General features: G+C 46.3%; 28 protein-coding genes and 2 pseudogenes. 23 read left to right on the top strand and 7 right to left on the bottom strand.

Annotation, left to right across the window (positions count from 1 at the left end):
* The first annotated feature begins 74 nt into the window (after positions 1-74).
* Both C7U56_RS07250 and C7U56_RS07245 read left to right on the top strand, forming a co-directional pair.
* Positions 75-752 carry a response regulator transcription factor gene (locus C7U56_RS07250; RefSeq protein ID WP_107000745.1) on the top strand — a complete coding sequence of 226 codons (678 nt, stop codon included), beginning with the start codon at positions 75-77 and terminating at the stop codon, positions 750-752.
* A complete protein-coding gene (locus C7U56_RS07245; RefSeq protein ID WP_107000744.1) occupies positions 749-1,900 on the top strand; it encodes a sensor histidine kinase in 1,152 nt (383 codons plus the stop codon). The genes C7U56_RS07250 and C7U56_RS07245 overlap by 4 nt, the downstream gene beginning before the upstream one ends.
* Here C7U56_RS07245 and C7U56_RS07240 read toward each other — a convergent pair.
* The gene (locus C7U56_RS07240; RefSeq protein ID WP_181357198.1) at positions 1,886-2,395 is read right to left on the bottom strand and encodes a GumC domain-containing protein; all 510 of its coding nucleotides are present in this window, start codon (positions 2,393-2,395) and stop codon (positions 1,886-1,888) included. The genes C7U56_RS07245 and C7U56_RS07240 overlap by 15 nt on opposite strands.
* Positions 2,396-2,482: 87 nt before the next feature.
* Positions 2,483-4,243 carry a diguanylate cyclase domain-containing protein gene (locus C7U56_RS07235; protein WP_107001010.1) on the bottom strand — a complete coding sequence of 587 codons (1,761 nt, stop codon included), beginning with the start codon at positions 4,241-4,243 and terminating at the stop codon, positions 2,483-2,485.
* Between the two features lie 322 nt (positions 4,244-4,565).
* On the opposite strand from C7U56_RS07235, the gene C7U56_RS07230 reads away from it, so the two are divergent.
* Positions 4,566-4,829 (top strand): AAA family ATPase, encoded by a 264-nt coding sequence (locus C7U56_RS07230; RefSeq protein WP_333489792.1) that lies wholly within the window; start codon positions 4,566-4,568, stop codon positions 4,827-4,829.
* 12 nt (positions 4,830-4,841) lie between these two features.
* Positions 4,842-5,156, top strand: a complete 315-nt coding sequence (locus tag C7U56_RS07225; RefSeq protein ID WP_333493407.1) for a hypothetical protein — start codon at positions 4,842-4,844, stop codon at positions 5,154-5,156.
* 411 nt (positions 5,157-5,567) lie between these two features.
* Here C7U56_RS07225 and C7U56_RS07220 read toward each other — a convergent pair whose 3' ends face one another.
* The gene (locus tag C7U56_RS07220) at positions 5,568-5,906 is read right to left on the bottom strand and encodes a winged helix-turn-helix transcriptional regulator (RefSeq protein WP_107000743.1); all 339 of its coding nucleotides are present in this window, start codon (positions 5,904-5,906) and stop codon (positions 5,568-5,570) included.
* 119 nt (positions 5,907-6,025) lie between these two features.
* Here C7U56_RS07220 and C7U56_RS07215 point away from each other — a divergent pair, with 119 nt between their 5' ends.
* The 3 genes from C7U56_RS07215 (at position 6,026) to C7U56_RS07210 (ending at position 7,351) form a co-directional block, all read left to right on the top strand.
* The gene (locus C7U56_RS07215; RefSeq protein ID WP_107000742.1) at positions 6,026-6,421 is read left to right on the top strand and encodes a pyridoxamine 5'-phosphate oxidase family protein; all 396 of its coding nucleotides are present in this window, start codon (positions 6,026-6,028) and stop codon (positions 6,419-6,421) included.
* A 142-nt stretch (positions 6,422-6,563) separates the two neighbouring features.
* The gene (locus tag C7U56_RS15445) at positions 6,564-6,728 is read left to right on the top strand and encodes a DUF2200 domain-containing protein (RefSeq protein ID WP_146143915.1); all 165 of its coding nucleotides are present in this window, start codon (positions 6,564-6,566) and stop codon (positions 6,726-6,728) included.
* A gap of 29 nt (positions 6,729-6,757) precedes the next feature.
* Positions 6,758-7,351 (top strand): sugar O-acetyltransferase, encoded by a 594-nt coding sequence (locus C7U56_RS07210; RefSeq protein WP_107001009.1) that lies wholly within the window; start codon positions 6,758-6,760, stop codon positions 7,349-7,351.
* A 126-nt stretch (positions 7,352-7,477) separates the two neighbouring features.
* Here C7U56_RS07210 and C7U56_RS07205 read toward each other — a convergent pair whose 3' ends face one another.
* The 4 genes from C7U56_RS07205 to C7U56_RS07190 all read right to left on the bottom strand — a co-directional run bounded on the left by C7U56_RS07205 (position 7,478) and on the right by C7U56_RS07190 (position 9,987).
* Positions 7,478-8,500, bottom strand: coding sequence for a helix-turn-helix domain-containing protein (locus C7U56_RS07205; RefSeq protein WP_107000741.1), 1,023 nt, complete (start codon positions 8,498-8,500; stop codon positions 7,478-7,480).
* Entirely contained in the window at positions 8,497-8,883 is a 387-nt protein-coding gene (locus tag C7U56_RS07200; RefSeq protein ID WP_107000740.1) for an ArsR/SmtB family transcription factor, read from the bottom strand. The genes C7U56_RS07205 and C7U56_RS07200 overlap by 4 nt, the downstream gene beginning before the upstream one ends.
* A gap of 53 nt (positions 8,884-8,936) precedes the next feature.
* Positions 8,937-9,299 (bottom strand): CGGC domain-containing protein, encoded by a 363-nt coding sequence (locus C7U56_RS07195; protein WP_107000739.1) that lies wholly within the window; start codon positions 9,297-9,299, stop codon positions 8,937-8,939.
* Positions 9,300-9,543: 244 nt separating this feature from the next.
* Positions 9,544-9,987, bottom strand: coding sequence for an Rrf2 family transcriptional regulator (locus tag C7U56_RS07190; RefSeq protein WP_107000738.1), 444 nt, complete (start codon positions 9,985-9,987; stop codon positions 9,544-9,546).
* 127 nt (positions 9,988-10,114) lie between these two features.
* Here C7U56_RS07190 and C7U56_RS07185 point away from each other — a divergent pair, with 127 nt between their 5' ends.
* From C7U56_RS07185 to C7U56_RS07105, 16 genes and pseudogenes are all read left to right on the top strand, one after another.
* A complete protein-coding gene (locus C7U56_RS07185) occupies positions 10,115-11,071 on the top strand; it encodes an SIR2 family NAD-dependent protein deacylase (protein WP_181357197.1) in 957 nt (318 codons plus the stop codon).
* Between the two features lie 60 nt (positions 11,072-11,131).
* A complete protein-coding gene (locus tag C7U56_RS07180) occupies positions 11,132-11,968 on the top strand; it encodes an SIR2 family NAD-dependent protein deacylase (RefSeq protein ID WP_107000736.1) in 837 nt (278 codons plus the stop codon).
* Positions 11,959-12,066 (top strand): annotated as a pseudogene (locus C7U56_RS07175) (DNA-3-methyladenine glycosylase I); the annotation flags it as partial. The gene C7U56_RS07180 and the pseudogene C7U56_RS07175, both read left to right, overlap by 10 nt.
* A gap of 247 nt (positions 12,067-12,313) precedes the next feature.
* Positions 12,314-12,532 carry a cation transporter gene (locus tag C7U56_RS07170; protein WP_107000734.1) on the top strand — a complete coding sequence of 73 codons (219 nt, stop codon included), beginning with the start codon at positions 12,314-12,316 and terminating at the stop codon, positions 12,530-12,532.
* A 98-nt stretch (positions 12,533-12,630) separates the two neighbouring features.
* Positions 12,631-14,631: a heavy metal translocating P-type ATPase gene (locus C7U56_RS07165; protein WP_107000733.1), complete on the top strand. Its 2,001-nt coding sequence runs from the start codon at positions 12,631-12,633 to the stop codon at positions 14,629-14,631.
* A gap of 60 nt (positions 14,632-14,691) precedes the next feature.
* The gene (locus C7U56_RS16305) at positions 14,692-14,910 is read left to right on the top strand and encodes an ArsR/SmtB family transcription factor (protein ID WP_107000732.1); all 219 of its coding nucleotides are present in this window, start codon (positions 14,692-14,694) and stop codon (positions 14,908-14,910) included.
* 37 nt (positions 14,911-14,947) lie between these two features.
* Positions 14,948-15,085 (top strand): annotated as a pseudogene (locus C7U56_RS15925) (LysR family transcriptional regulator); the annotation flags it as partial.
* Positions 15,086-15,207: 122 nt separating this feature from the next.
* A complete protein-coding gene (locus C7U56_RS07150; RefSeq protein WP_107000731.1) occupies positions 15,208-15,678 on the top strand; it encodes a flavodoxin in 471 nt (156 codons plus the stop codon).
* Between the two features lie 194 nt (positions 15,679-15,872).
* Positions 15,873-16,529 carry a TetR/AcrR family transcriptional regulator gene (locus C7U56_RS07140; RefSeq protein ID WP_107000730.1) on the top strand — a complete coding sequence of 219 codons (657 nt, stop codon included), beginning with the start codon at positions 15,873-15,875 and terminating at the stop codon, positions 16,527-16,529.
* A complete protein-coding gene (locus C7U56_RS07135; protein ID WP_107000729.1) occupies positions 16,526-17,272 on the top strand; it encodes a YoaP domain-containing protein in 747 nt (248 codons plus the stop codon). Before C7U56_RS07140 ends, C7U56_RS07135 begins: the two co-directional genes overlap by 4 nt.
* Before the next feature lie 56 nt (positions 17,273-17,328).
* On the top strand, positions 17,329-17,481 hold the full coding sequence (locus C7U56_RS16300; protein WP_233430230.1) for a CNNM domain-containing protein: 153 nt from the start codon (positions 17,329-17,331) through the stop codon (positions 17,479-17,481).
* Between the two features lie 106 nt (positions 17,482-17,587).
* Positions 17,588-18,772: an AI-2E family transporter gene (locus C7U56_RS07125; RefSeq protein ID WP_146143914.1), complete on the top strand. Its 1,185-nt coding sequence runs from the start codon at positions 17,588-17,590 to the stop codon at positions 18,770-18,772.
* Positions 18,773-18,775: 3 nt separating this feature from the next.
* Positions 18,776-19,048 carry a hypothetical protein gene (locus C7U56_RS15915; protein WP_227589690.1) on the top strand — a complete coding sequence of 91 codons (273 nt, stop codon included), beginning with the start codon at positions 18,776-18,778 and terminating at the stop codon, positions 19,046-19,048.
* A 312-nt stretch (positions 19,049-19,360) separates the two neighbouring features.
* On the top strand, positions 19,361-19,900 hold the full coding sequence (locus tag C7U56_RS07115) for a histidine phosphatase family protein (protein ID WP_107000727.1): 540 nt from the start codon (positions 19,361-19,363) through the stop codon (positions 19,898-19,900).
* Between the two features lie 297 nt (positions 19,901-20,197).
* Entirely contained in the window at positions 20,198-20,638 is a 441-nt protein-coding gene (tnpA, locus tag C7U56_RS07110) for an IS200/IS605 family transposase (protein ID WP_107000726.1), read from the top strand.
* The gene (locus C7U56_RS07105) at positions 20,601-21,719 is read left to right on the top strand and encodes an RNA-guided endonuclease TnpB family protein (RefSeq protein WP_107000725.1); all 1,119 of its coding nucleotides are present in this window, start codon (positions 20,601-20,603) and stop codon (positions 21,717-21,719) included. The genes tnpA and C7U56_RS07105 overlap by 38 nt, the downstream gene beginning before the upstream one ends.
* The last annotated feature ends 87 nt before the right edge of the window (positions 21,720-21,806 follow it).

The raw sequence follows: 21,806 nt of genomic DNA, 5'->3' as shown, positions 1-21,806 counted from the left end.
CTTAACACAAACCTTATCTGTTTTTGCTATAATGAAAGCAACACAAAAACGAAGAAATAAAAAGGAGGGCTCTCATGCACCTTTTAGTAATTGAAGATGAACGCGCCCTGTGCGAGACCATCGTCCGCAGCCTGCGGCGGCTGGCCTACAGCGTGGACTACTGCTATGACGGGGAAAAAGCGCTGGCGCTTCTGGGCGTGGAACGATACGATCTGGTGCTTCTTGATCTGAATCTGCCGAAAAAGGACGGCATGACGGTGCTGCGCACCCTGCGGCAGACCGACCGGGAGACGCGGGTGCTGATCCTCTCCGCCCGCAGCGAAGTGGAGGACAAGGTGCAGGGGCTGGACGCCGGGGCGAACGACTATCTGGCGAAGCCCTTCCACCTTGCCGAGCTGGAGGCCCGCATCCGCAGCCTGACATTGCGGCAGTTCACCCAGCAGGATGTGCTGCTAAGCTGCGGAGGACTGACCTTTGACACCCGCTCCCGTACCGCCACCGTCAACGGGCAGGCGCTGACGCTCACCCGGAAGGAAACAGGAATCCTGGAATACCTGATGGTGCATCAAGGAAGGCCAGTAAGTCAGGAGGAGCTGATGGATCACGTTTGGGACAATAGCGTGGACAGCTTCAGCAATTCCATTCGCGTCCACATCTCCGCCCTGCGCAAAAAGCTCCGCGCCGTGCTGGGCTATGACCCCATCCGCAACCGCATCGGCGAGGGCTATCTGATGGGAGGTGAGGAGGAATGAAGCGGCTTTCCCTGCAGTGGCGCATCACGCTGATGTCCGTCCTGCTCATCGGTGTCACCTGCGTGGCCATGAATCTGCTGCTGTGCTCCTCCGGTGTGTATTATATGGACACCATTGCGGACAACTTACAAGGCGGCGGCACGGTGATCCTGAATGATGGCGGAGCGGCGAGCTTTGACCCACAGCTCATAGCCCCTGGCGAGGATCTGACGATCATTGTCGATGGGGTGCAGGGGCGCTTCCGCACCACCAACTGGTACATCACGGCGGCGATAACGCTGCTCAGCGGCATCCTCGCCTATTTCGTCAGCGGACGCGCTCTCAAGCCCCTGCGCAGCTTTACCTCGCAGGTGGAGCAGGTGCAGCTGAACAATCTTGCCGATATGAGGATCGATGAAGACGCTATTTCGGAGTTCCGGCAGCTGAGCCGCTCGTTCAACCAGATGCTGGAGCGGCTGAACAACGCCTTTTCCGCCCAGCGGCAGTTCACCGGCAACGCCGCCCACGAGCTGCGCACGCCACTGGCACTAATGCAGGCGCAGTTGGAGCTGTTTTCCGCGGAGCATCCTGATGTGCGACCGGAGACGGCGGAGTTCCTCACGCTTTTGCGTGAGCAGACGGAACGGCTGATACAGATGACCAGGACACTGCTGGAGATGAGCAATCTGCAGCAGGTGGCGCGGAACGAGCGGATCCAGCTCGCTCCTATGATCGAGGAGATCTTCACAGATCTTGCGCCGCTCTCAGATAAGCTCGGCGTCACGCTGACGGCGGAGGGCGACGGCATTATGACCGGCAGCGATGCACTGATTTACCGGCTGATCTTCAACCTGACGGAGAATGCTGTCAAGTACAACCGGCCGGGCGGCTCGGTACGGGTTTCTGTCACTCAGGAGTTGGAAAAGCTCCTGCTCCGCGTCTCCGACACTGGCTGCGGCATCCCGGAGGTGTATCAGCGCAGTATCTTCCAGCCCTTCTTCCGGGTGGACAAGTCTCGCAGCCGGGAATACGGTGGCGCAGGACTGGGGCTCTCACTGGTATGGGAGATCGCCGACCTCCACGGCGGCTCCGTTTGGGTGGAGAAAAGTTCGGAGAAGGGCACGACCATTGCGGTGGGGTTGCCAACGCAACAATCAACGAAGCCCTAAAACCCTTTTATTCGTTTTTCGCTGCTTCGCTTGCCGCCCTGCGGCGTTCCTCTCCGTATTTTCACGCTCCAATTCCGCCGCACGGAGCTTGCTGTGGACAGACTTATAATCAGAAATTTTCTGTTTCAAACTGTCAATCTCAGCCTTGAGCTTTGCAATTAGTTTGTTTGCCGCATCCACCGCCTTTTGCAGTTTGGATTCCTTTTTCTCTGCTGTAACGTACTTCTTTGCCAGAGTGGAAAGTCGGTCAAAGTCCTCACGCTCCACGGCAACTTTGGATGAGAAGGGAATGGACGTTGCCACGATTTTTTCGATAGACCGCACATCGACCCGCTGATTCTGGATTTTTTCAATTTTGCTCCCAAGCGTTGCTGCCTGTTTTTCCTGCTGACGGTTCTGCTCTGTGAATTCTGCCAGCCGCGCCTGTTCCTGATGCACCTTGAACTGCGTTACCGTCAGATATTCCTCGGAGCTGCCGCGTTCGCCTCGCTCCACATGCGATTTAAAAAAATCCTGTTCAATATATGAATATGAGCAGGATTTTTCTATTTACAACGATATTTTTTACAATATTTCCTTCGATTATCCGGAAAATTTTTCACTGTAATGACTTTTCATATCCTCCCAGTCCATGAACAATACATAAAATACTTTGCCATATTGCTGGCTCTCAACAATTCTCCCATGGTCAAGCACAGACAGATACGATCCATCCGCTCTTCGTAAATGAAAGTGGATATAGTCATTTCCATTGCCATTATCAATCTGTTTCCAAATGCTTGCTTCTATCTTCTTCTTCTCATCTTCCCGTATCAGGTTGCTGAAACTTTTCTTTGTAAGTCTGAATAGTTCATCCATATCTTTATATCCGGCCATATGAAGAAACTCCTGATTTGCATAAAAGAGTTCATCATCTTCTTTGTCTGCTCTGTATATGATAAATGCTCCTGGAAGGTGCTCGGAGATATCCCTAAATGCAAATCCCAGTTGTTTACGAACCCTTAATTCAAGTCCTTCCCTATAAGCCATGCAGCCATTTTTTCCATGAAGTTTTATTTCGTAAAGGGCTGCATCTGCACAGCGCATAAGCTGTGAACGGTTAGACGCAAATGTCGGATATTCCGAATATCCAAGAGAAATATAAAATGGATATTCTTTTCCCTTATATGAAAATGTCTTTGGAGCCATAGTGAATTGCTGTAGCTTCTCTTTTACATCCTCGTAGGAATAATTTTTTAAAAGAATACAGAACTCATCTCCACCATTTCTTCCTAGTAACGCATCAGACGGGAAAAAAGCTTTCATACTGTCTGCCAGACTCCTTAATGCTTTGTCTCCGTAAACATGTCCATAGATATCATTAATAAATTTAAAATCATCAATATCAAGAAGTACAGCCACAAATTTCGCTTTCGGATTTTTATTAATCATCTTTTCTGCCAGTTCATCGAATCCATAGCGATTGTAAATACCTGTAAGAGAATCTGTGTGTGCCAGTATTTGAAATTTGTTTTTATTTTCTTTTGATACCAGCCACATCCGGGTAAGAGTTACCAAAAGCATGGTAATCGCAATAAAGAAAACACTGATTACTGCTATTAATGTATTGTTTCCCCAGCCATTTTCAGGCATTACTTCAAACTTCCAGTTCTCCGTTCCTATCGTAAAGTCATAGGAAACCGGATTCGTTAATTGACGATCTGACTGATAAACAACTTTATAATTATCACTCCATGGATTATCCGTTTTTGAAAGACTATATTCATATCCAAATTTCGAAAGTGCACTTGTCGCATCTGAAAAAATATCCGGAACACGAAGGATAACAATGGTAAATCCCCAAAAATATTCCTGCCCGTTTTCATCTTTCAGATAAATAGGATTGCGGACAGCAATTCCATATCCACCCTGTTTCAATTCAAAAGGTCCCTGTGTAACGATTGTATGATGATCTCTTGCATATATGGAAATTTCACCACGTTCTTTATCATGAATCAGATCAATCTTACCTGCCTCATTTCCATCGGCCGGATAAATATCCGTTACAATACCAGCCGGAGCAAGCTGTACGCTTTCAACAGAATCCGACATAATATTTTTTGCAATTGTGTCAAATTGATTGATTTCTCCAGTTCCGCTGATCAAAAGCTGTTTCAGAACATCTGTAATCTCTATTCCATTTATAATCTCATTCTCTATACGTTCTCCATAGGTTGTTGCATTTAATTGTGCTGTTGTGCGGCTCTGCTCTTTTTCATGAGTATCTGTGTTGTATACGACTAAACTAACAAGGCATATGCCCATTAAAAAAACGAGAAGAGGCACAAGTGTCTTTTTTTTCACCTGATTCACCTCGTTTTATCTCAGTCGAGAAGACTCCCACCTCTTCAGGTGGTGAGTAATAGCAAATTTGTCTCAGTGGGAGTTGGGTCTCTGACTAATGTTTTTATAATTAAGCATTATATCACGGAAGTAAAAAAATTGAATAAATTTTGCCCAAAAAGTTATAGAACGTTTTTACATTGTACTGATAACGTTTTCCTTGCGTACAATGGAAAAGAGAAGTAGTGCTCCTAAACAAAAAAAAAGTACAGTTTGATTGTTGGATTGCTTGTTTTTATGGCATCTTTTCTTTTGGAATTCAACATGGCGGTTACGCTTCTTTATGGACAGCCGACTGAACAAGAATGGCGGAACGCTTATTTTCACTACGCATTATCCGGAACTGCTGGATGAATATGACCGAAATGACGGAATTTGTATTGTAAGAAACCGTAATGGCATTACAGCAGAAAATTTGAGCCATATATTGAAACGTAATGATATTAAAAAGAGTGATGCCTACCAGAGCGGTTTCCTTGAGGGAACAACGCCAGCATATGAAGCGTATATGCGCTTGAAGAAAAGCCTGGCTGCTTCAATCAATTAAGGAGGCAGCAGAATGGAATTAGCAAAATATAAGGCGTGTATATGTGAAGGATCTGCCGAAGAAGCTATTATCGACATACTGGTTGATAATGATCTTCTGATTTTCAAAAGAGAAGAAATGTTGGAAGAATGTGTTATCCGTTGCAGAAGTGCTAAACGATTTGAGGAGCGATACTTACGGAAGGGATTCGATGAGCAGATTTCTGTGATACGGATTTTGGATTCTCGCAGAGAGGAAATTCGATTGAGTAAAGCATATGATCAGTTTAAGCGTTCTGGAAAAAAACAAGCGAATTTTGTAAAACAAATCTTCGGATGCATGATGTGAAGTCGTATGATTTTGTGAAGCAGTATTTCAGTAACCCACAGCTCCTGGTGAAAGCCATAAAAGAGTATCGCAGAACAGCAAATATCCCCAAAGGAGAATACAGCTTGTCTGATTTGCTGAGATGAGCTTTGCTTTTTTAATACATTGGCCGTGACTCAAATGGTCACCAGGAGATAAACGGGTACCAGTTTACAGAAAACAGAATAGAATCGTCTTCGATGCCTCGTTGGGAAACCAACGGGGTATTTTTTTGCCCCAATCCGACTGCATAGGACACTAAAAAAGTCAAAACGAACCGTAGGTAGTCCTGCAAGGACAACCAAAGCGCGCCTACGAGGCCAACGCGAAAACGGATGTTCCTTGAAAACTGAATAGCTTATATGCTACCCATATTCGTAGGAGAATATTTCATCATTCTTTATCGTTTAAATATTGAATATACTCGTTTCCCCATATTTCCAACTCCTTCAGTACTTTCCTGAATTTTTCTCCAATATCACTTAATTTGTATTCTACTTTTGGTGGAATCTGCTGATATTCTATGCGTTCAATCAAGCCTTCTTCTTCCAACTTTTTCAGCTGTCTTGATAGCGTTGTATGTGTCATTTCTTCTGGCATTTTTCTTTGTAATTCATTAAACCGGATGGGACCATCTGTTAACAAATACATAATATACATAGACCATTTACCTGTTAAAACTTTTTGCGAAGTCACATATGGGCAAAGCCCAAATAGATTTTTCTTTTCCATATATACGTTCCTTTCTGATACCAGTATCGTAAAATATCGTACTTGTTTGTTTGCTCCTATGATATATAATTATACGCATAAAAAATAAAAATACAATTTGTTTTCAGGAGGATTTTGAAATGAATGACGTAGTAAAATATTTGCAGGAATGCGGAACTTTTTATCTTGCCACGGTAGAAGGAGACCAGCCACATGTACGCCCATTTGGTGCTGTATGTGAATTTGAAGGAAAACTTTATATTGTAACGAATAATAAAAAAGATGTTTACAATCAGATGAAAGTAAATGGAAAAGTTGAAATGTGTGGAATGAACAAAGGTACTTGGATTCGTGTGAAAGGTGCAGTAAAAGAAGATACTCGCCGTGAAGCTCGTGTAGCCATGATGGAAGCAAATAAAAATGCTCTCCAGTCTATGTATACGGTTGATGACAATTTGATGACGGTATTCGTTTTTGAAAGTGGCATCGCAACTATTTATTCATTCACAGAAGAACCGAAGGTTATCAATCTGTAAAATTTTGAGTAATGTACATTACGGTTTGTCAGACTGGAAATTCCCCGGCTGATGTTTGGCGCTGCGGGCGGCGGCACATATTCTTTATTATCCGGAAGCGTGGTATACGCTGCACATAGACGCACCTGAGGGAGGAACGAAAATGGAAACTGAAAAAGTATATGCCATGCCATTTGCAAAAATATATCCCATGCTGGTGGATGAGCTGGCTAAGGGCAAAGTGATGGAGAAGATCAAGCGGAGAAACAAATCAGGGAGGGGAAAGCAGCCTATTACACACCGACAGAGAATGTGGTATAATCCTTGAGGAAACATTGTATGGAAAGGACAAACACGATGAACGCTCTGGATATTATGAAACGCCCTGCCGCCTACGTAAGCGGCTATGAAAACACCCCCACGGAGGAACAGAACCGTGCAAAGCAACTGTGCTGGGAGTACAACCGCACCGCTCCCAACGAACAGGAAAAGCGGCGCAGCATCCTGCAGACCCTGCTGGGCACCTGCTCTCCCATGACCGGCATTCAACCGGATTTCCACTGTGACTATGGCTTCAACATCCATACCCACGGCTTGGCGGTCATCAACTATAACTGTGTCATTCTGGATACCTCTCCGGTAAACATCGGAGCAGGTGCCTTTATTGCCCCCGGCGTATGCCTTGCCTGCTCCGGTCATGCCATCGACCCGGAGCAGCGCAGCCACGGCATTGGAACCTCAGCACCTATTACGCTGGAGGAAAACGTCTGGATCGGTGCAAATTCCACCGTCTGCGGCGGCGTTACCATCGGGGCAGGCTCGGTTATCGGGGCGGGAAGCGTCGTCACCCATGACATTCCCGCCGGTGTCATCGCAGTAGGGGTGCCCTGCAAGGTGATCCGCCCCATTACCGAAAAAGATAAGTTCAAGCCGGAGGATATTCTGTTCTGAGAAATTCAGATCAGAAACGCTGAAAAAACATACGCACAAGCTCTCCGGGGACATTTTTGTTTTTCGCCATGCTTTTCTGCGGGGAGAAGGCATGGTATACTGGGAATGACAATTCGGGATTTTTCATTACAGTGTTTTGCTAAAGGAATCCAATGGAGCTATACCCTGGATTTTTCTGTATTCTCTGGGTGACATTTTGACGATAGACTGAAAAGCGCTTGAAAACTTTCCCTGGGTTTGGTAGCCTACCTGGGAAGCAATATCCGCGATAGTGTCATTTGTTTCTCGTAATAATTTCATAGCCTGACGCACTCGAAATTCCTTCATATAGGTGGCGATAGGCTGACCGTAGACTGCCTTGAATATCTCCTTTAGAGTGGAGGTATTTATCAAATACTGTTTGGAAAGTTCTGCAATCGTAAATCGTTGCTCCAAGTGCTCTGTCAACTGTTGATGAATTTCTTTTATCAATTCGGTTTGCTGGGAAAAGTATTGAGTCAATTCTTTATGCTCCGATTTCATGTTGCTCAAATAAATCAAAATTTCCAGCACCTTCAATTTCAAGAGGGAAATTCGAACGGACACAGGAGCAGAAAAGAGTGGGGCAAAAATATGCTCTAAATCGGAACAAGACGGGATTGCGGATGGCTTTCCGGAGCAAAATCGATTCTGTAACTGGTCTGCTTCCACATCGGCATTCTTTAAAACTTCCGGGCAAATGGAAGAGAGCTGTTTCAGATCCACGGAAATGGAAATTCCCTCTGAATATCCTAGGGGAAACATCATGGCGGAATCCGCGCAGCAGGCCATACTGTGTGCTGTCACATCACCTGTACCTAAATAGACGGCAGTACCGCCGTGCATATTCCAACCCACGCGACCACTGCGACAATAGTAAATTTCTAAAACAGAATCCGAAGCATCATGCCGAAACTTGACCTCTGAAGCAAGAAAAACATTGAAGGATACCTCTATTCCAGGAAAAGTTTCATATGCCTCCATACACCCTTTTCCAGCGGTAACCGCTCGAAACTGTTCTCCAAAGAGTGTAGTACCCGTTCCACCAGCCCGGCAATGCTTCAAGGCGAGGGTGCCGTTTGGGATCTTTTGAAGTTTTTGAGCGATAACTTTGGATTCTTCTTTTTTCATGGCGTTCCTTTTTGTTTTTCTACTTGCGACGGACAGGCGATTTTTACAAGCCACTCAATCATGTGGTGGAAATTTCGGGCCTGCTCGGTATCAGCTGCTTTATAATAGACCTCTTTTCCGTCCCGGCGGTTAACGATCAGACCCGCTGATTTCAACTGCTTGAGATGGTGAGAAACTGCAGGACTGCTCATATTTACCATGGCTGAAAGATTGATAACACATTCCTCACAGTGGCAAAGCAACCAAAAAATGCGAATACGGCTGCCATCTCCCAGCTGCTTGAAAATATCAGCTACGGTTTGAAAGTTTTCTACGCTGGGCATATATTCCAGTTCATGCTCGATAGTTTGTCCGTGGTCGTGGGGTAAGTGGTTCTGAATCATTTAGCACTCCTCCTTGAAGTCTATCTTATCATAGACCGGAGAGAAAAGAAACTTTACTTTTGAGATGTTTCTGGTTCAGGGCCAGCGTCATGGGTGTAATCCAAGATACGGACACCATCGCCTACCTCTTTCTGCACCAGCTCTCGCATACGCTTAGCAAAAGGACAGGGGTAACCAATGGGAGTCCCTTTGCTGATGCAAGAAGCAAAAGCAATGGTGTCAGCGCCCTGTTCTACCAGAGAACGGGCCCGCAGCACCGCTTTTTTTCCGGGGCAGCCGCCGCAGTTGATGAAGCCCACTAACTGAATATCATCCTCTCCCATAAAAGCGCCTTTTCTCTCTCGGATTGTCCGAAAATCCCGGCTTCCGGGGCAGTAATCCTCTGTCTGCATACAACGAATAATGCCAAGTTTCATATTAGTTTCCTCCTTAATTTAGGGCCTGCCATTCAGATTTGGCCGGTCCATTGTCTATTATTATGTAACCAGATTTTCCAACAGCTGGATGGAAACGTCCTCGTAGTAGCGATCCTCTTTAATCATTCACAAAATACGGGTTATAGGCCTCTCCGGTTCTCAGTATAGCTCCGCAAGGAGGTTCTGTATTTCCCGTTCAGAAGAATTTTTGTCCCAAATGGAAGAGTTTCTGAAAATCAATCCATCATAAACGCTGCAAGAGCGTCCCTTCTAACTTCATGTGATATTGTTCCAGTACATCTTTCAGTGTAATTTCTTGCATTCTTTGTTCCGCTGTTTTTTGAATGTCCAAGTAAAAATCCCGCAGCACCAGTTGGATATTTACACCCACGCCACAAGCGGGGTTGGTGTGGATGTCCTGATGGAGCAGGGGCTTGTTGCCCTCTACGGCCCGATAGGCATCCAGCAGAGTGATTTTCTCCGGCTCACGAGCCAGAGCGGGTCGGGGATGTCCCTTCACGCTGACCAGCAGTCCTCCCTTCCGCAAGGAGGACATGAGCTGGCGCACATAGGCAGGATTCGTCTGAATGCTCTCTGCCAGCTTGTTACTGGTTAGGTCGCAGTCTGGGTACAGAGCGATAAAAGTCAGAATGTGAACAGCATCGCTAAGGCGGGTTGGATATTTCATGGACGGATCTCCTTTTTTACTTTGATGTTATTTTTATTATAACAGCATATTGACAGCGATGCAAGAGGATGCTAAGATGATTTGAAGTAAGAATAAAAATAACACCCACTCGAAAGGAATGGTGAAAATGAACTTCTATGATGATCTGGTCATGCAGACCCAGATGAATTACTCCAGGCACTATCCTATCTATGCTTCCGGCAGTACGCCTTATCAGCTGACTGACAAAAAGCCGCTGCCGTATAGCGAACAGATCCATCGTTTGGTACAGGAGGTAAAGGAAGCTGATTGTGTGGTAGTGGGCGGGGCCTCCGGCCTGTCCGCTGCCGGTGGCGGAGATTTTTACTACGAGGACAACGACTCCTATCGCAAATACTTCCGACCTTTTGCCGAGAAATACCACTTCAAAGGTGCTTTTGCAGGGATGATGCACCCATGGAAGACAAGGGAAGAGTATTGGGGATATCTCGCCACCTTCCTTCACACCACCCAGACCGCACCTGTGCGTCATCCCTATCTGGATCTGGACGCTTTGCTGAAAGGCAAGGACTTCTTCATCCTCACCACTAACCAGGATACCCAGTTTGTCAAACTCTACCCGGAGGAGAAGGTGGCGGAGATCCAGGGGGATCACCGCTTCTTTCAGTGTGCCGCCTGCTGTACCGATGACACCTGGGATGCGGTAAAGCCGGTGGCTGATATGGTAGCTGCTATGGGGGAGGGCACGAAGATTCCTACGGATCTCATTCCCCGGTGCCCCCACTGCGGCGGTGAGGCATTCCCATGGGTGCGAGGATATGGGAATTTCCTGCAAGGAAAGAAATATGAAGAACAGTACGAAAAAATTTCTCGCTATGTTCTGGAACACAAAGACAGCAAGATTCTATTTCTGGAGCTGGGCGTTGGCCGAATGACTCCCATGTTTATCCAAGAACCTTTCTGGAACATGACCCTCAGCTTTCCCCATGCTCGATATATTGCTGTCAACAACAAGTATGACTTCCTGCCCAAGCAGTTGGAGGACAAGGGCATGACCATTGTGGCCGACATTGCTCAAGTGCTACGGGATGCACGAAAACTCTAGCTGCCCTCCGGCAGGTGCGATCCATCGCAGCAACCATAAAATAGAAAGGAGCGAACGAATATGATTGATTGGAAACCCATTGCCGAAAAATTCAGAGAAGCGGACGCTATCCTGATCGGGGCCAGTAACGGCCTGTCCATCACCGAAGGACTGCATTTGTTTGCAGATAATGCAGCCTTTGATGAATTGTTTGGAGATTTCAAACAAAAATACGGCTTACATTGTATTTTGCAGGGAATGATGGCCGGATGGCCCAGCGAGGAGAAAAAATGGGCCTTCTGGGCCCGGCTCATCCATCATTACTGCGGGCAATACCAGCCTACGCCGGTGATGAACGATTTGAAGGCCATTGTGGGAGAGAAGGATTACTTTGTCGTCACATCAAACGGAGAAGGTCACTTTGAACGGTGTGGTTTCGATCCGACGAAAATCTATGAGATTGAGGGCAACTGGTTTACGATGCAGTGTGCCCGCCCCTGCCACGACACCCTCTATTCAAGTTTAGAGGTGGCCGAAAAATTATCGGTTGCGGAACAGGGCGGTCATGTGCCTACAGAGTTGGTGCCGCGTTGTCCCAAGTGCGGAGGTCCCATGGACATCCACATGGGCGCGGGTCAGAGAATGATTCCGGATACCGCTGCCCAGGCACGGTTCCAAAACTTTCTGAAAACCTACCACGGAAAGAAACTGGTGGTTCTGGAGCTGGGCATTGGCTGGCGCAATCAGCTGATCAAGGCCCCGATGATGCGCCTGGTGGCCGGCGAGCCAAACGCCACTTATGTGACCATCAATCTGGGGGAGATCTACATTGCGGACAATATCAAAGAGAAGTCCTTCGGACTGGACGGGCGGCTGGATGAGCTGCTGCCTGCTCTCCGGGAGGCGTGCGAGGCATGAAGTTTGTGGGGACCATAATCATCTATGCCTATTTGCAGGCGGTGGGAGCTATCAACTCTCATGAATCAATTTGCTTTCTGAATCCTTTGCAGCAGTAGAAAATGCAGAAAATAAAACGCCGGGAAGTTGACTCAAATTGTCAATGCCTCCCGGCTTTTTACCGGGTACTGGAATGTGCCGATAAAAGCTGCATTTTGCCCAAACAGAAGAACCCTTTTCCCGAATAGCAGGATATGGGTTCAAAGCGTTGACGAGGACGGTTTTCCTGCGTATGATGAAGATACAATTAAACGATGACTTAATTGTTCTGACAACAGGAACAAATTAAGAGAGGAGATTTTCAAAATGAAAAAGACTTACAAAATCGATGTGGATTGCGCTAACTGCGCCAACCTGATGGAAGATGCCGCCCGCAAGACCAGCGGCGTACAGAGTGCTACGGTGAACTTTATGACCCTCAAGATGAACGTGGAGTTCGAGGAAGATCAGGATCCCAAGGCTGTTATGCAGGAGGTTCGCAAAGCCTGCAAGAAGGTGGAACCCGACTGCGAGATATTTCTGTAAGCCAGCGAAACGAAATGCCCTGTCGAGCGGCAGCTTGCAGGGCATTTTTTCTCTTAGATAAATAAACGAATAAGCAATTGTGAAAGGGGTAAAACGAAATGCAGGAGTATATCATCAACGGTCTGCTGATCGTGGTGGCTCTGCTGGCCGTGATCCTTCAGATCATCGGCATGCGGCCCTCCGCCGGTATGACCAAAAAACAAAAAGTGATGTTGTGGCGGATTCTGACTGCTACGGTTCTACTGTTAATTTTGCAGGTCCTGGGCGCAGGCGCATTTGAAGTGTTTGGCTCGGCAGGCCGCTGGGTACGTCTGGCTGTGTTCCTGGTGGATTATCTGGTTATTGGCTACGACATTCTGAAAAAAGCCGGAAAAGGTATCCGTAACGGTCAGGTGTTCGATGAGCACTTTCTGATGGCGGTGGCTACGCTGGGGGCTCTGGCACTGGCTGTATATGAAAACGGCGACTATCTGGAGGCCATTGCGGTGATGCTGTTCTACCAGGTGGGCGAATGGTTCCAGTCCTACGCTGTGGGCAAGAGCCGCCGGAACATCAGTGATCTGATGGACATCCGTCCTGATTATGCCAATATCGAACGGGAGGGAAAACTGGAACAGGTAGACCCGGACGAAGTGGGTATCGGCACCATTATTGTGGTACAGCCCGGTGAGAAAGTTCCTATTGACGGTACCGTAGTGAAGGGAGAATCCACTTTGAACACTGCCGCTCTCACTGGTGAAAGTTTGCCCCGTGAGGTCAAGACTGGCGATGAGATCATCTCCGGTTGTATCAACATGACAGGTTTGCTCCATATTCAGACAACCAAGGAATTTGGCGAGTCCACTGTCTCCAAGATTCTGGATCTGGTGGAGAACGCCTCCTCCCGGAAGTCCAAGTCGGAGGACTTCATTTCCCGCTTTGCCAAGATCTACACTCCTGCGGTGTGCTATGCCGCGCTGGCGCTGGCTGTATTGCCGCCGCTGGTACGGATGTTTGCCATGGGGCTGGATGCAGGCTGGGAGACCTGGATCTATCGTGCGCTGACCTTCCTCGTTGCCAGTTGCCCCTGCGCTTTGGTCATTTCCATTCCTTTGTCCTTCTTTGCAGGAATTGGCGGAGCCAGTAAGGCGGGCGTTCTGGTGAAGGGGTCCAACTATCTGGAGACCCTGTCACAGGCTAAGATCGTGGTCTTTGACAAGACCGGTACTCTGACCCAGGGCGTGTTCGAGGTCAACGCCATCCACCACAACGAGATGGACGAACGCAAGCTGGTGGAGTACGCGGCCCTGGCAGAGAGCGCTTCCAGTCATCCCATCAGCAAGAGCTTACAGAAAGCCTATGGCATGGAAATTGACCGCAGCCGTGTAACCAATATTCAGGAGCTCAGCGGCAACGGTGTCATCGCCACAGTGGATGATCATCAGGTCGCGGCTGGAAACGACAAGCTCATGAATCGTCTGGGGGTCCAGGCTATTCCGTGCCACAGCGTAGGCACCATTATTCACATGGCGATTGACGGGAAATATGCCGGGCACATTGTTATTTCCGATATCGTGAAGCCTCACTCCAAGGAAGCCATTCAGACATTAAAGTCGGCTGGGGTTCGCAAGACTGTGATGCTTACTGGTGACGCCAAGAAGGTGGCTGATAGTGTAGCCTCCGCACTGGGGCTGGATGAGGTTTACAGTGAACTGCTTCCTGCCGACAAGGTGGAGAAAGTGGAGCAGTTGATTCAGAACAAGCCGGAGAAAGAAAAACTGGCTTTTGTGGGAGATGGCATCAACGATGCCCCGGTGCTTCGCCGGGCAGACATCGGCATTGCTATGGGCGCTATGGGTTCTGACGCTGCCATTGAAGCTGCGGATGTAGTACTGATGGATGACGATCCAATGCAAATTTCCAAAGCAATCAAAATCTCACGCAAGTGCCTTGGCATCGTCTATCAGAACATCGTGGTGGCCATCGGCGTAAAACTGGTCTGCCTCGTGCTGGTCGCTCTGGGCTTCGCCAATATGTGGCTGGCCGTGTTTGCGGATGTGGGCGTGATGATTATAGCCGTCCTCAACGCTATCCGGGCACTGTTTGTGAAAAATCTTTAAAGTTCAGAAATAAACAAAAACAAAAGGGGGGACCCTTCCCGCATGAAGGCTTTATTTTAAATTGGTCCCTCAGAAGCATGTGTCAGTGAAGTTGCAGACAAACTGAATAGGTCAGAGTCCGCTGTTTCTCACCATATCCGTATTTTACGCATGAAAGGTTTGGTTCGCTGGCGCAGGAGTGGAAAGGCTATTTACTATGTTCTAAAACGCTTATTTTCACTACGCATTATCCGGAACTGCTGGATGAATATGACCGAAATGACGGAATTTGTATTGTAAGAAATCGTAATGGCATTACAGCATAAAATTTGAGCTATGCGGTGAATTTGCGGCAGTAGAGACCTTGGCAAGGATATGTAAAACGTATAAAGAAAAATACCCACTGATTCAGATTGAACTTCATACCGCAACAGCAGATACGGTTTATGAGATGATGAAAAAAGGACTTGTAGATAGAATTCAATATAAGCATTAGACATAATAAAATAATGGGTATAAAATAGATGTATAAGAGAAATTCAAATCTTATACATCTATTTTTATACAAGAAATTTGCAAAGAAAGGGGCTTTTTATTATGAGTAAAAAATTAGTGGCATTTTTCAGTGCAAGCGGAACAACAAAAAAAGTAGCAGAGATGATTGCAGAGGAAGCAAAAGCTGATTTATTTGAGATTGAGCCAAAAGTTCCATATACAAAGGCTGATCTTGACTGGATGGATAAAAAATCTCGGAGCAGTGTGGAAATGAGTGATAAGAAATACAGACCGGAGATTATGAAGAAAGAGATAGATATGAGCTCTTATGATGAAATCCTTCTGGGATTCCCTATCTGGTGGTATGTAGCTCCAACAATTATCAATACATTTTTGGAAGCCTATGATTTCAGCGGTAAAAAGATCGTTCTTTTTGCAACATCCGGTGGAAGTGGATTCGGTAATACTGTAAAAGAATTGCAGCCATCCGCACCAGAGGCTGTTATCACAGAAGGCAGTCTGTTAAACCGCGGAACAAAACAGAAAGTCAGTGAGTGGGTAAATTCTTTATAAACAGCAGTGTTATGGAAGTATACAGAATATGGAAAAAATGGTACAGACAGCAGGAAGAAATGCGCTTGGCGAATTTGCGCCGGAGTTTGCACATTTTAACGAAAGGGCATAATTTTTTCATTCGTTCTTGACAAGTAACCATTCGGTAACTATAATGTAGTTACCGAATGGTTATTTTGATAAAGGAGATAATTATGGCAGAGGGTACAAAGGAACGGATTTTGAGAACAGCACTGGAACTGTTTGCGCAGAACGGCTATCTGGGGACATCTATGAATGATATTGCAGGGCAGTTGGGAATTACGAAAGCTGCTTTATATAAGCACTATGCCAGCAAACAGGAAATCTTAGATAAGATCGTGGAGCGAATGAACAAGATGGACTATGAGCGCGCTGAGGCGTATGAAATGCCGGAAACGGAACCAGACGGCTTTGCGGAAGCATATCTGCATACACCAATTCAAAAAATTCGCACATACAGCCTTGCCCAGTTTGACCATTGGACAAAGGAGCCGTTTTCCTCCAATTTCCGTAAAATGCTGACGCTGGAGCAATACCGTGATTCCAAGCTTGCACAGCTTCACCACGACTATCTGGCGGGCGGTCCTCTGGAGTATATGGCGGCCATCTTCCGCAAATTGGCAGATTCTGATGAGGAGGCTATGCAGCTGGCGTTGGAATTCTATGGGCCAATGTATCTTCTATACAGTGTCTACGACGGTGCGGAGGAAAAAGAATCGGTTTCTTCCTTATTGGCGACACACATTGATCGCTTTATTGCCAAGGTTGAGGCTGGTTACAGATCAGAAGCTGCCGGGACAGCTGTTTTAAGCAGGAGGAATAACGGATGAACTATATTCGGATCACCAAAGACAATATTGACAAGGAACATATCTGCTGCGCCATGTCCGGTAAGCAGAGTGTTGTAAAAAAGGAATGGCTGCGGCAGCGCTTTGATGATGGACTTGTTTTCTATCGCAGTGAGGAACGCGGTAAATGCTTTATTGAATACATTCCGGCTGAAAACGCCTGGGTGCCGATTGCGGCAGATGGTTATCTTTACATTAACTGTCTATGGGTATCCGGCTCCATGAAGGGACACGGATACTCAAATGATCTGCTGGAGGCGTGTATCTGTGATGCCAGGGTGCAGGGAAAGAAAGGTATTTGCATTTTGTGCGCGGAGGGCCGAAAGCGGGAATTCCTCGCTGACCCGAAATTCCTTACTTATAAGGGTTTCCGTGTGGCAGACATATCCGACTGCGGAATCAATCTTATGTATCTTTCCATTGAATCGGGGGCACAACCGCCGTATTTCAAGGAATGTGCGAAACATCCGGTGATTGAAGAAGCAGGTTTTGTTCTTTATTACACCGATCAATGCCCATATACCTATTATTGGGTGCCAAGAGTGCAGGAGGCGGCGAAGGAACATGGTATCCCGTTTAAGGTTATCCATATCACTGATAAAGAAAGCGCACAGAATGTACCTGCACCGGTCACGACTTATGCACTGTTTCGGGACGGTCAGTTTCTGACACAGAGTATCCAGTCAGATAAAAAATTCCTGGCGCTGGCAGGTTTAAAAAATTGATTTTACTCCGCTATTTTTGTGTCGCTTTTGAGTCGCAACATAAACGCTCCGCGAGGATGCGAAGCGTCGGCACGCTTCTGTTTGTCGAACTTTACGGAGATATTGGTGCGATCACCCCAAAGGGTGTTGCGAAGGATACCCCTGAACGCTTTGCGTTGTTCAGTGCTCCGTTTATTCGCCTCTGGATTTGGGTCCTGACACCGTTGTAATACACAATAAAGCTATCGCGCGATTCACAAGGAGTGAGTATAAAGCCCTGCAAAAGTGCTTTCGGATTTAAAAAAAGGGATTCTGATACTGACAGAAAGGAAAAACATGGAGAAAAAATTGCAAAATCCAACCTCTAACAAAAATGAAACACCCGCACCGCAGGGAGGCAAATGGCCGGACGAGACGATCATTCGCTATATCATCCGTGCTTTTTTGCTGCTTATTGTATTCGCATGGGCGCTGGTAAACATTGACGCTGTTTTGTGTTTTCTCGGCAAGGTGCTTGCACTGTTCACTCCGTTTCTGATCGGCGGCGCGATTGCTTTTTTGATCAACGTAGTTCTTCGACCAATGGAATGCTGCTGGAACAAGGCGTGCCGCAAAGCTCCTGCAAAGCTGACCCGCCCCGTGTGCTTGACAGCAAGCACCGTGCTTATCCTTGGAATTCTATTTGCTGTGGTATTTATGATGCTCCCCAGCTTGCGGGAATCCGGCGATGAGTTTATCCAAAACATTCCGGTCTATGTGGAGGAAATCGGGCGGTGGTGGGCTGGCGTTGTCCAGTTTGCTGCAAAATATAACATTGTCCTGCCCGAATATGTCATAGACTCTGACCTGTTGATTGAGAAGGTCACCGCCTTGATCAGTGACGAGAAAAGCGGGATTCTCACCGTGACATGGGGCGCGGCAACCTCTGTCCTGTCGGTTTTTGTAGATGTTCTCTTGGGGCTTGTTTTTGCACTTTATTTGCTTGCGAAGAAGGAGGTCGTCGCGGCACATTTGAAAAAACTCATTGAGACAGTCCTTCCGCAAAAGACGGCGCAGCGGCTTCTTAGTATTGCCGCGCTGACCAATCAGACCTTCACAAATTTTGTCAGCGGCCAGCTTACCGAAGCGGTTATCATCGGTGTTCTGTGCTTCTTTGGAATGCTGATTCTTGGGATTCCGTATGCCGGTGCTGTCTCCGCGTTTGTGGCTGTCACTGCGCTGATGCCGATTTTTGGCGCATGGATTGGCGGCGGCTTTGGTGCGTTTTTGATTCTGCTGGCAGAACCTGGCAAGGCTCTGTGGTTCATTCTCTTTCTGACCGTTTTGCAGCAGGTGGAGGGCAATCTGATTTATCCCAAGGTGGTCGGCAAGTCCGTCGGACTTCCTGGACTGCTTGTGCTGATGGCTGTTACGATTGGCGGCGAAGCATTCGGCATCTTAGGGATGCTGTTCAGCGTTCCCGTCTGCGCCGTGCTGTTCAGCCTTTATCTGGAGTTCATGAAGAAAGCAAGCACCCTTTAAGTTGTGGTCTATTCAACAAAGACCACGGCAATTATCGAGCATATTATTTACGATGAGATGGATGACCATTACGGCGCAGAGCCGGAATATCCCTGGAATGACTGGAAAGCTGTGCTGAGGCGCAACGACAATAATAAATGGTATGGTGTGGTTCTGAAAGTATCTGCTGATAAGTTGGGGGCGTCGGAAGCAGCCGGCATTGATCTAGGGCTGCCGTTCGAGGAAAAACGAAGGGTTTTCGAGGGAGGCAAGTCAAATGGAAGACGTTCGACTTGAATTATTCATTAGTTCTTGATAAGTAACCATTCGGTAATCATAGCGTAGTTATCGAATGGTTACTTTAATGAAGAAAATAATTATGGCGGAAGTCACAAAGAAACGGATTTTGAGAACAGCACTGGAACTGTTTGCGCATACGTGCCCAGTAAAGGATAGAGTTGTATCTTAACCTGAGTATAGTTATAATACAATTATGACAGCTGCTTTCCCAGGATTATCAATGACGGAAATGATGTATGACGATGATAGGCAGCAGGGAATTTTCTGGGTATAAAAAAGCTTGCGAAGCTAATGAGAAGGGATGACATCATGGGACATTTTTATTTTGTAAGACACGGACAGACTGTGTGGAATGTGGAGAATAAAATTTGCGGAGCAACAGACAGTCCGTTGACGGAGCATGGACGGCAGCAGGCGGCTGAAACCGGGAAAAATATTGTAGGAAGCGGAATCAAGGCAGATGAAATTCTCTATTCACCCCTTAGCCGTGCAGCAGATACAGCAAAAATTATTTCTGAAATGAGCGGGATTCCCTGCAGGGAAGAACCAAGACTCATAGAGCAGAATTTTGGAAAATGGGAGTCTACGCCGAGAGACGGCAAAGAGTTTAAGACGGCGAAAGAGTCATTTGCCTGCCGATATGAAGGGGGAGAATCCATGCTGCAGCTTGCACAGCGTATCTATAATCTGCTGGATGAAATAAAACAGGAGTCTGACCATAAGACATACATTCTGGTGGCACACAATGGAATTTCAAGGATGATTCAGTCGTATTTTACGGATATGACCAATGAAGAATTTGCATCCTTTGGCGTAAAAAACTGCCAGGTGGTGCGGTATGACTTCTAATATGTATGACCTTTCCGGTCAGGCTGCGCTCTCGACCAAGGGATATCGTTTGGAATTATGGAGAATGGAGTTTTCCAGATTTAACAACACTTTGCAAGAATTCTCCCATCCTCTCTAGGTGGTGAGATGAATTGCCTTTTGGGAAAATCATGCAATATCTGGCATATTAAAACTGCACATATCTGTGCACATAAATGAAAACAAATATAGAAGAACAAATGTTCTGAAAAACATAGGCAAACAAGTGTTCCTGTGTTATAATATAATCAGTCGAAAGCAAAAAGAAAGGCTGATTATATGAGAAAATTGGATAGTAATGCACATTCAGTGTTTCTACTCTATTATCATTTGATTTTGGTTATAAAATACCGAAAAAAGGTACTGACGGATCCTGTTTCTGACCGTGCTCGGGAGATTTTTGAATATATCGCTCCGAAGTATCATGTTACATTAGAGGAATGGAATCATGATCGGGATCATGTTCATATTATGTTCCGGGCCCATCCGAAATCGGAACTCAGCAAATTTATCAATGCGTATAAAAGCGCAAGCAGCCGATTGATTAAAAAAGAGTATCCGGAGATTCGGCAGAAGCTTTGGAAAGAAATGTTCTGGAGCCAGAGTTTTTGCCTGTTAAGTGCTGGTGGTGCACCCATTGAGGTTATCCGCCAGTACATAGAAACCCAGGGAGAAAATAAGAGTGAACATCGTGTACCGTTTTCGGATTTACCCGAATAAATCTCAAAAAGAACTATTTGCAAGGACATTTGGTTGTGTGCGTTTCGTGTATAACCGGATGCTGGCAGAGAAGATAGAATATTATGAGAAAACCGGAAAAGTATTAAAGGTTACGCCTGCAAAGTATAAGGCAGAGTTTCCGTGGCTGAAGGAGGTAGACAGTCTGGCATTGTGTAATGCACAGCTGCATCTGCAGACAGCCTATAAGAACTTCTTTCGGGATTCTTCGGTTGGTTTTCCGAAGTTCAAGTCAAAAAAGAATCCGGTAAGAAGTTATACGACAAACTGCGTAAATGGAAATATTACTTTGCAGAATGGTAAACTGAAACTTCCGAAAGCAGGTTGGATCCGCATAAAACAGCATCGGAGTATCGATGATAGTTATACTTTGAAGGGCGCCACCGTCAGCCAGGAAGCAGATGACAAATATTATGTATCATTACTGTATGCGGCAGAAAAACCGGAACATAAAATCAGGCCAGTAAAAACCGCAATCGGGCTTGATTTTTCCATGAATGAATTGTATGTAGATTCCACTGGAACTCATGCAGATTATCCTCATTTTTTCCGAAAATACCAGGAAAAACTTGCAAGGGAGCAGCGCAGGTTGAGTCATTGCAAAAAGGGGAGTAGCCGTTACATGAAACAGAAAAAGAAAATAGCCAGACTCCATGCTCATATTGCACGTCAGCGGAAAGATTATCTGCACAAGGAATCCAGAAAGATAACCAATTTTTATGATCTTGTGTGCATAGAATCTTTGAACATGAAAGAAATGAGCCAGGATTCAAGGTTTGGAAAGAGTGTTCATGATAATGGATGGGGAATGTTTACTGATTTTCTTTCCTACAAATTAGAACGTGCCGGTAAGAAACTGGTTCGTATCGATAAGTGGTATCCCAGTTCAAAAATCTGCAGCTGCTGCGGAAAACTCAAAAAAGAGCTGAAACTGGAAGATCGTATGTATAGCTGCACTTGCGGAAATCAGATGAACCGTGATGAGAATGCAGCTATCAATATTTGCAGGGAAGGCTTGAGAATATTGGGAGTTGAACTTGATGCAGAAAGAAAAATCTCCTGATTTTCCCCAAAGAACATAGATTTTGGTTGGGACTGCGTAGATACGAAACAGTTCCGCTCATAATAACAGAACCGTGGGACACACGGG

This window comes from Clostridium fessum, assembly GCF_003024715.1.
In the GTDB taxonomy this organism is placed as follows: domain Bacteria; phylum Bacillota; class Clostridia; order Lachnospirales; family Lachnospiraceae; genus Otoolea; species Otoolea fessa.
Note: the sequence above shows the minus strand (reverse complement) of the source record. Positions and strands in the feature narration are given on the sequence as shown.

Excerpts from the sequence above, each read along its gene's own strand:
- C7U56_RS07250 (WP_107000745.1), top strand. The coding sequence starts at position 75 with ATGCACCTTTTAGTAATTGAAGATGAACGCGCCCTGTGCGAGACCATC.
- C7U56_RS07125 (WP_146143914.1), top strand. The coding sequence starts at position 17,588 with ATGGAGAAAAAATTGCAAAATCCAACCTCTAACAAAAATGAAACACCC.
- C7U56_RS07200 (WP_107000740.1), bottom strand. The coding sequence starts at position 8,883 with ATGATTCAGAACCACTTACCCCACGACCACGGACAAACTATCGAGCAT.
- C7U56_RS07140 (WP_107000730.1), top strand. The coding sequence starts at position 15,873 with ATGGCAGAGGGTACAAAGGAACGGATTTTGAGAACAGCACTGGAACTG.
- C7U56_RS15445 (WP_146143915.1), top strand. The coding sequence starts at position 6,564 with ATGGAAACTGAAAAAGTATATGCCATGCCATTTGCAAAAATATATCCC.
- C7U56_RS07150 (WP_107000731.1), top strand. The coding sequence starts at position 15,208 with ATGAGTAAAAAATTAGTGGCATTTTTCAGTGCAAGCGGAACAACAAAA.
- C7U56_RS07165 (WP_107000733.1), top strand. The coding sequence starts at position 12,631 with ATGCAGGAGTATATCATCAACGGTCTGCTGATCGTGGTGGCTCTGCTG.
- C7U56_RS07225 (WP_333493407.1), top strand. The coding sequence starts at position 4,842 with ATGGAATTAGCAAAATATAAGGCGTGTATATGTGAAGGATCTGCCGAA.
- C7U56_RS07115 (WP_107000727.1), top strand. The coding sequence starts at position 19,361 with ATGGGACATTTTTATTTTGTAAGACACGGACAGACTGTGTGGAATGTG.
- C7U56_RS07215 (WP_107000742.1), top strand. The coding sequence starts at position 6,026 with ATGAATGACGTAGTAAAATATTTGCAGGAATGCGGAACTTTTTATCTT.
- C7U56_RS07210 (WP_107001009.1), top strand. The coding sequence starts at position 6,758 with ATGAACGCTCTGGATATTATGAAACGCCCTGCCGCCTACGTAAGCGGC.
- C7U56_RS07190 (WP_107000738.1), bottom strand. The coding sequence starts at position 9,987 with ATGAAATATCCAACCCGCCTTAGCGATGCTGTTCACATTCTGACTTTT.
- C7U56_RS07185 (WP_181357197.1), top strand. The coding sequence starts at position 10,115 with ATGAACTTCTATGATGATCTGGTCATGCAGACCCAGATGAATTACTCC.
- C7U56_RS07220 (WP_107000743.1), bottom strand. The coding sequence starts at position 5,906 with ATGGAAAAGAAAAATCTATTTGGGCTTTGCCCATATGTGACTTCGCAA.
- C7U56_RS07230 (WP_333489792.1), top strand. The coding sequence starts at position 4,566 with ATGGACAGCCGACTGAACAAGAATGGCGGAACGCTTATTTTCACTACG.
- C7U56_RS07135 (WP_107000729.1), top strand. The coding sequence starts at position 16,526 with ATGAACTATATTCGGATCACCAAAGACAATATTGACAAGGAACATATC.
- C7U56_RS16300 (WP_233430230.1), top strand. The coding sequence starts at position 17,329 with ATGCGAAGCGTCGGCACGCTTCTGTTTGTCGAACTTTACGGAGATATT.
- C7U56_RS07205 (WP_107000741.1), bottom strand. The coding sequence starts at position 8,500 with ATGAAAAAAGAAGAATCCAAAGTTATCGCTCAAAAACTTCAAAAGATC.
- tnpA (WP_107000726.1), top strand. The coding sequence starts at position 20,198 with ATGAGAAAATTGGATAGTAATGCACATTCAGTGTTTCTACTCTATTAT.
- C7U56_RS07245 (WP_107000744.1), top strand. The coding sequence starts at position 749 with ATGAAGCGGCTTTCCCTGCAGTGGCGCATCACGCTGATGTCCGTCCTG.
- C7U56_RS07195 (WP_107000739.1), bottom strand. The coding sequence starts at position 9,299 with ATGAAACTTGGCATTATTCGTTGTATGCAGACAGAGGATTACTGCCCC.
- C7U56_RS07180 (WP_107000736.1), top strand. The coding sequence starts at position 11,132 with ATGATTGATTGGAAACCCATTGCCGAAAAATTCAGAGAAGCGGACGCT.
- C7U56_RS07170 (WP_107000734.1), top strand. The coding sequence starts at position 12,314 with ATGAAAAAGACTTACAAAATCGATGTGGATTGCGCTAACTGCGCCAAC.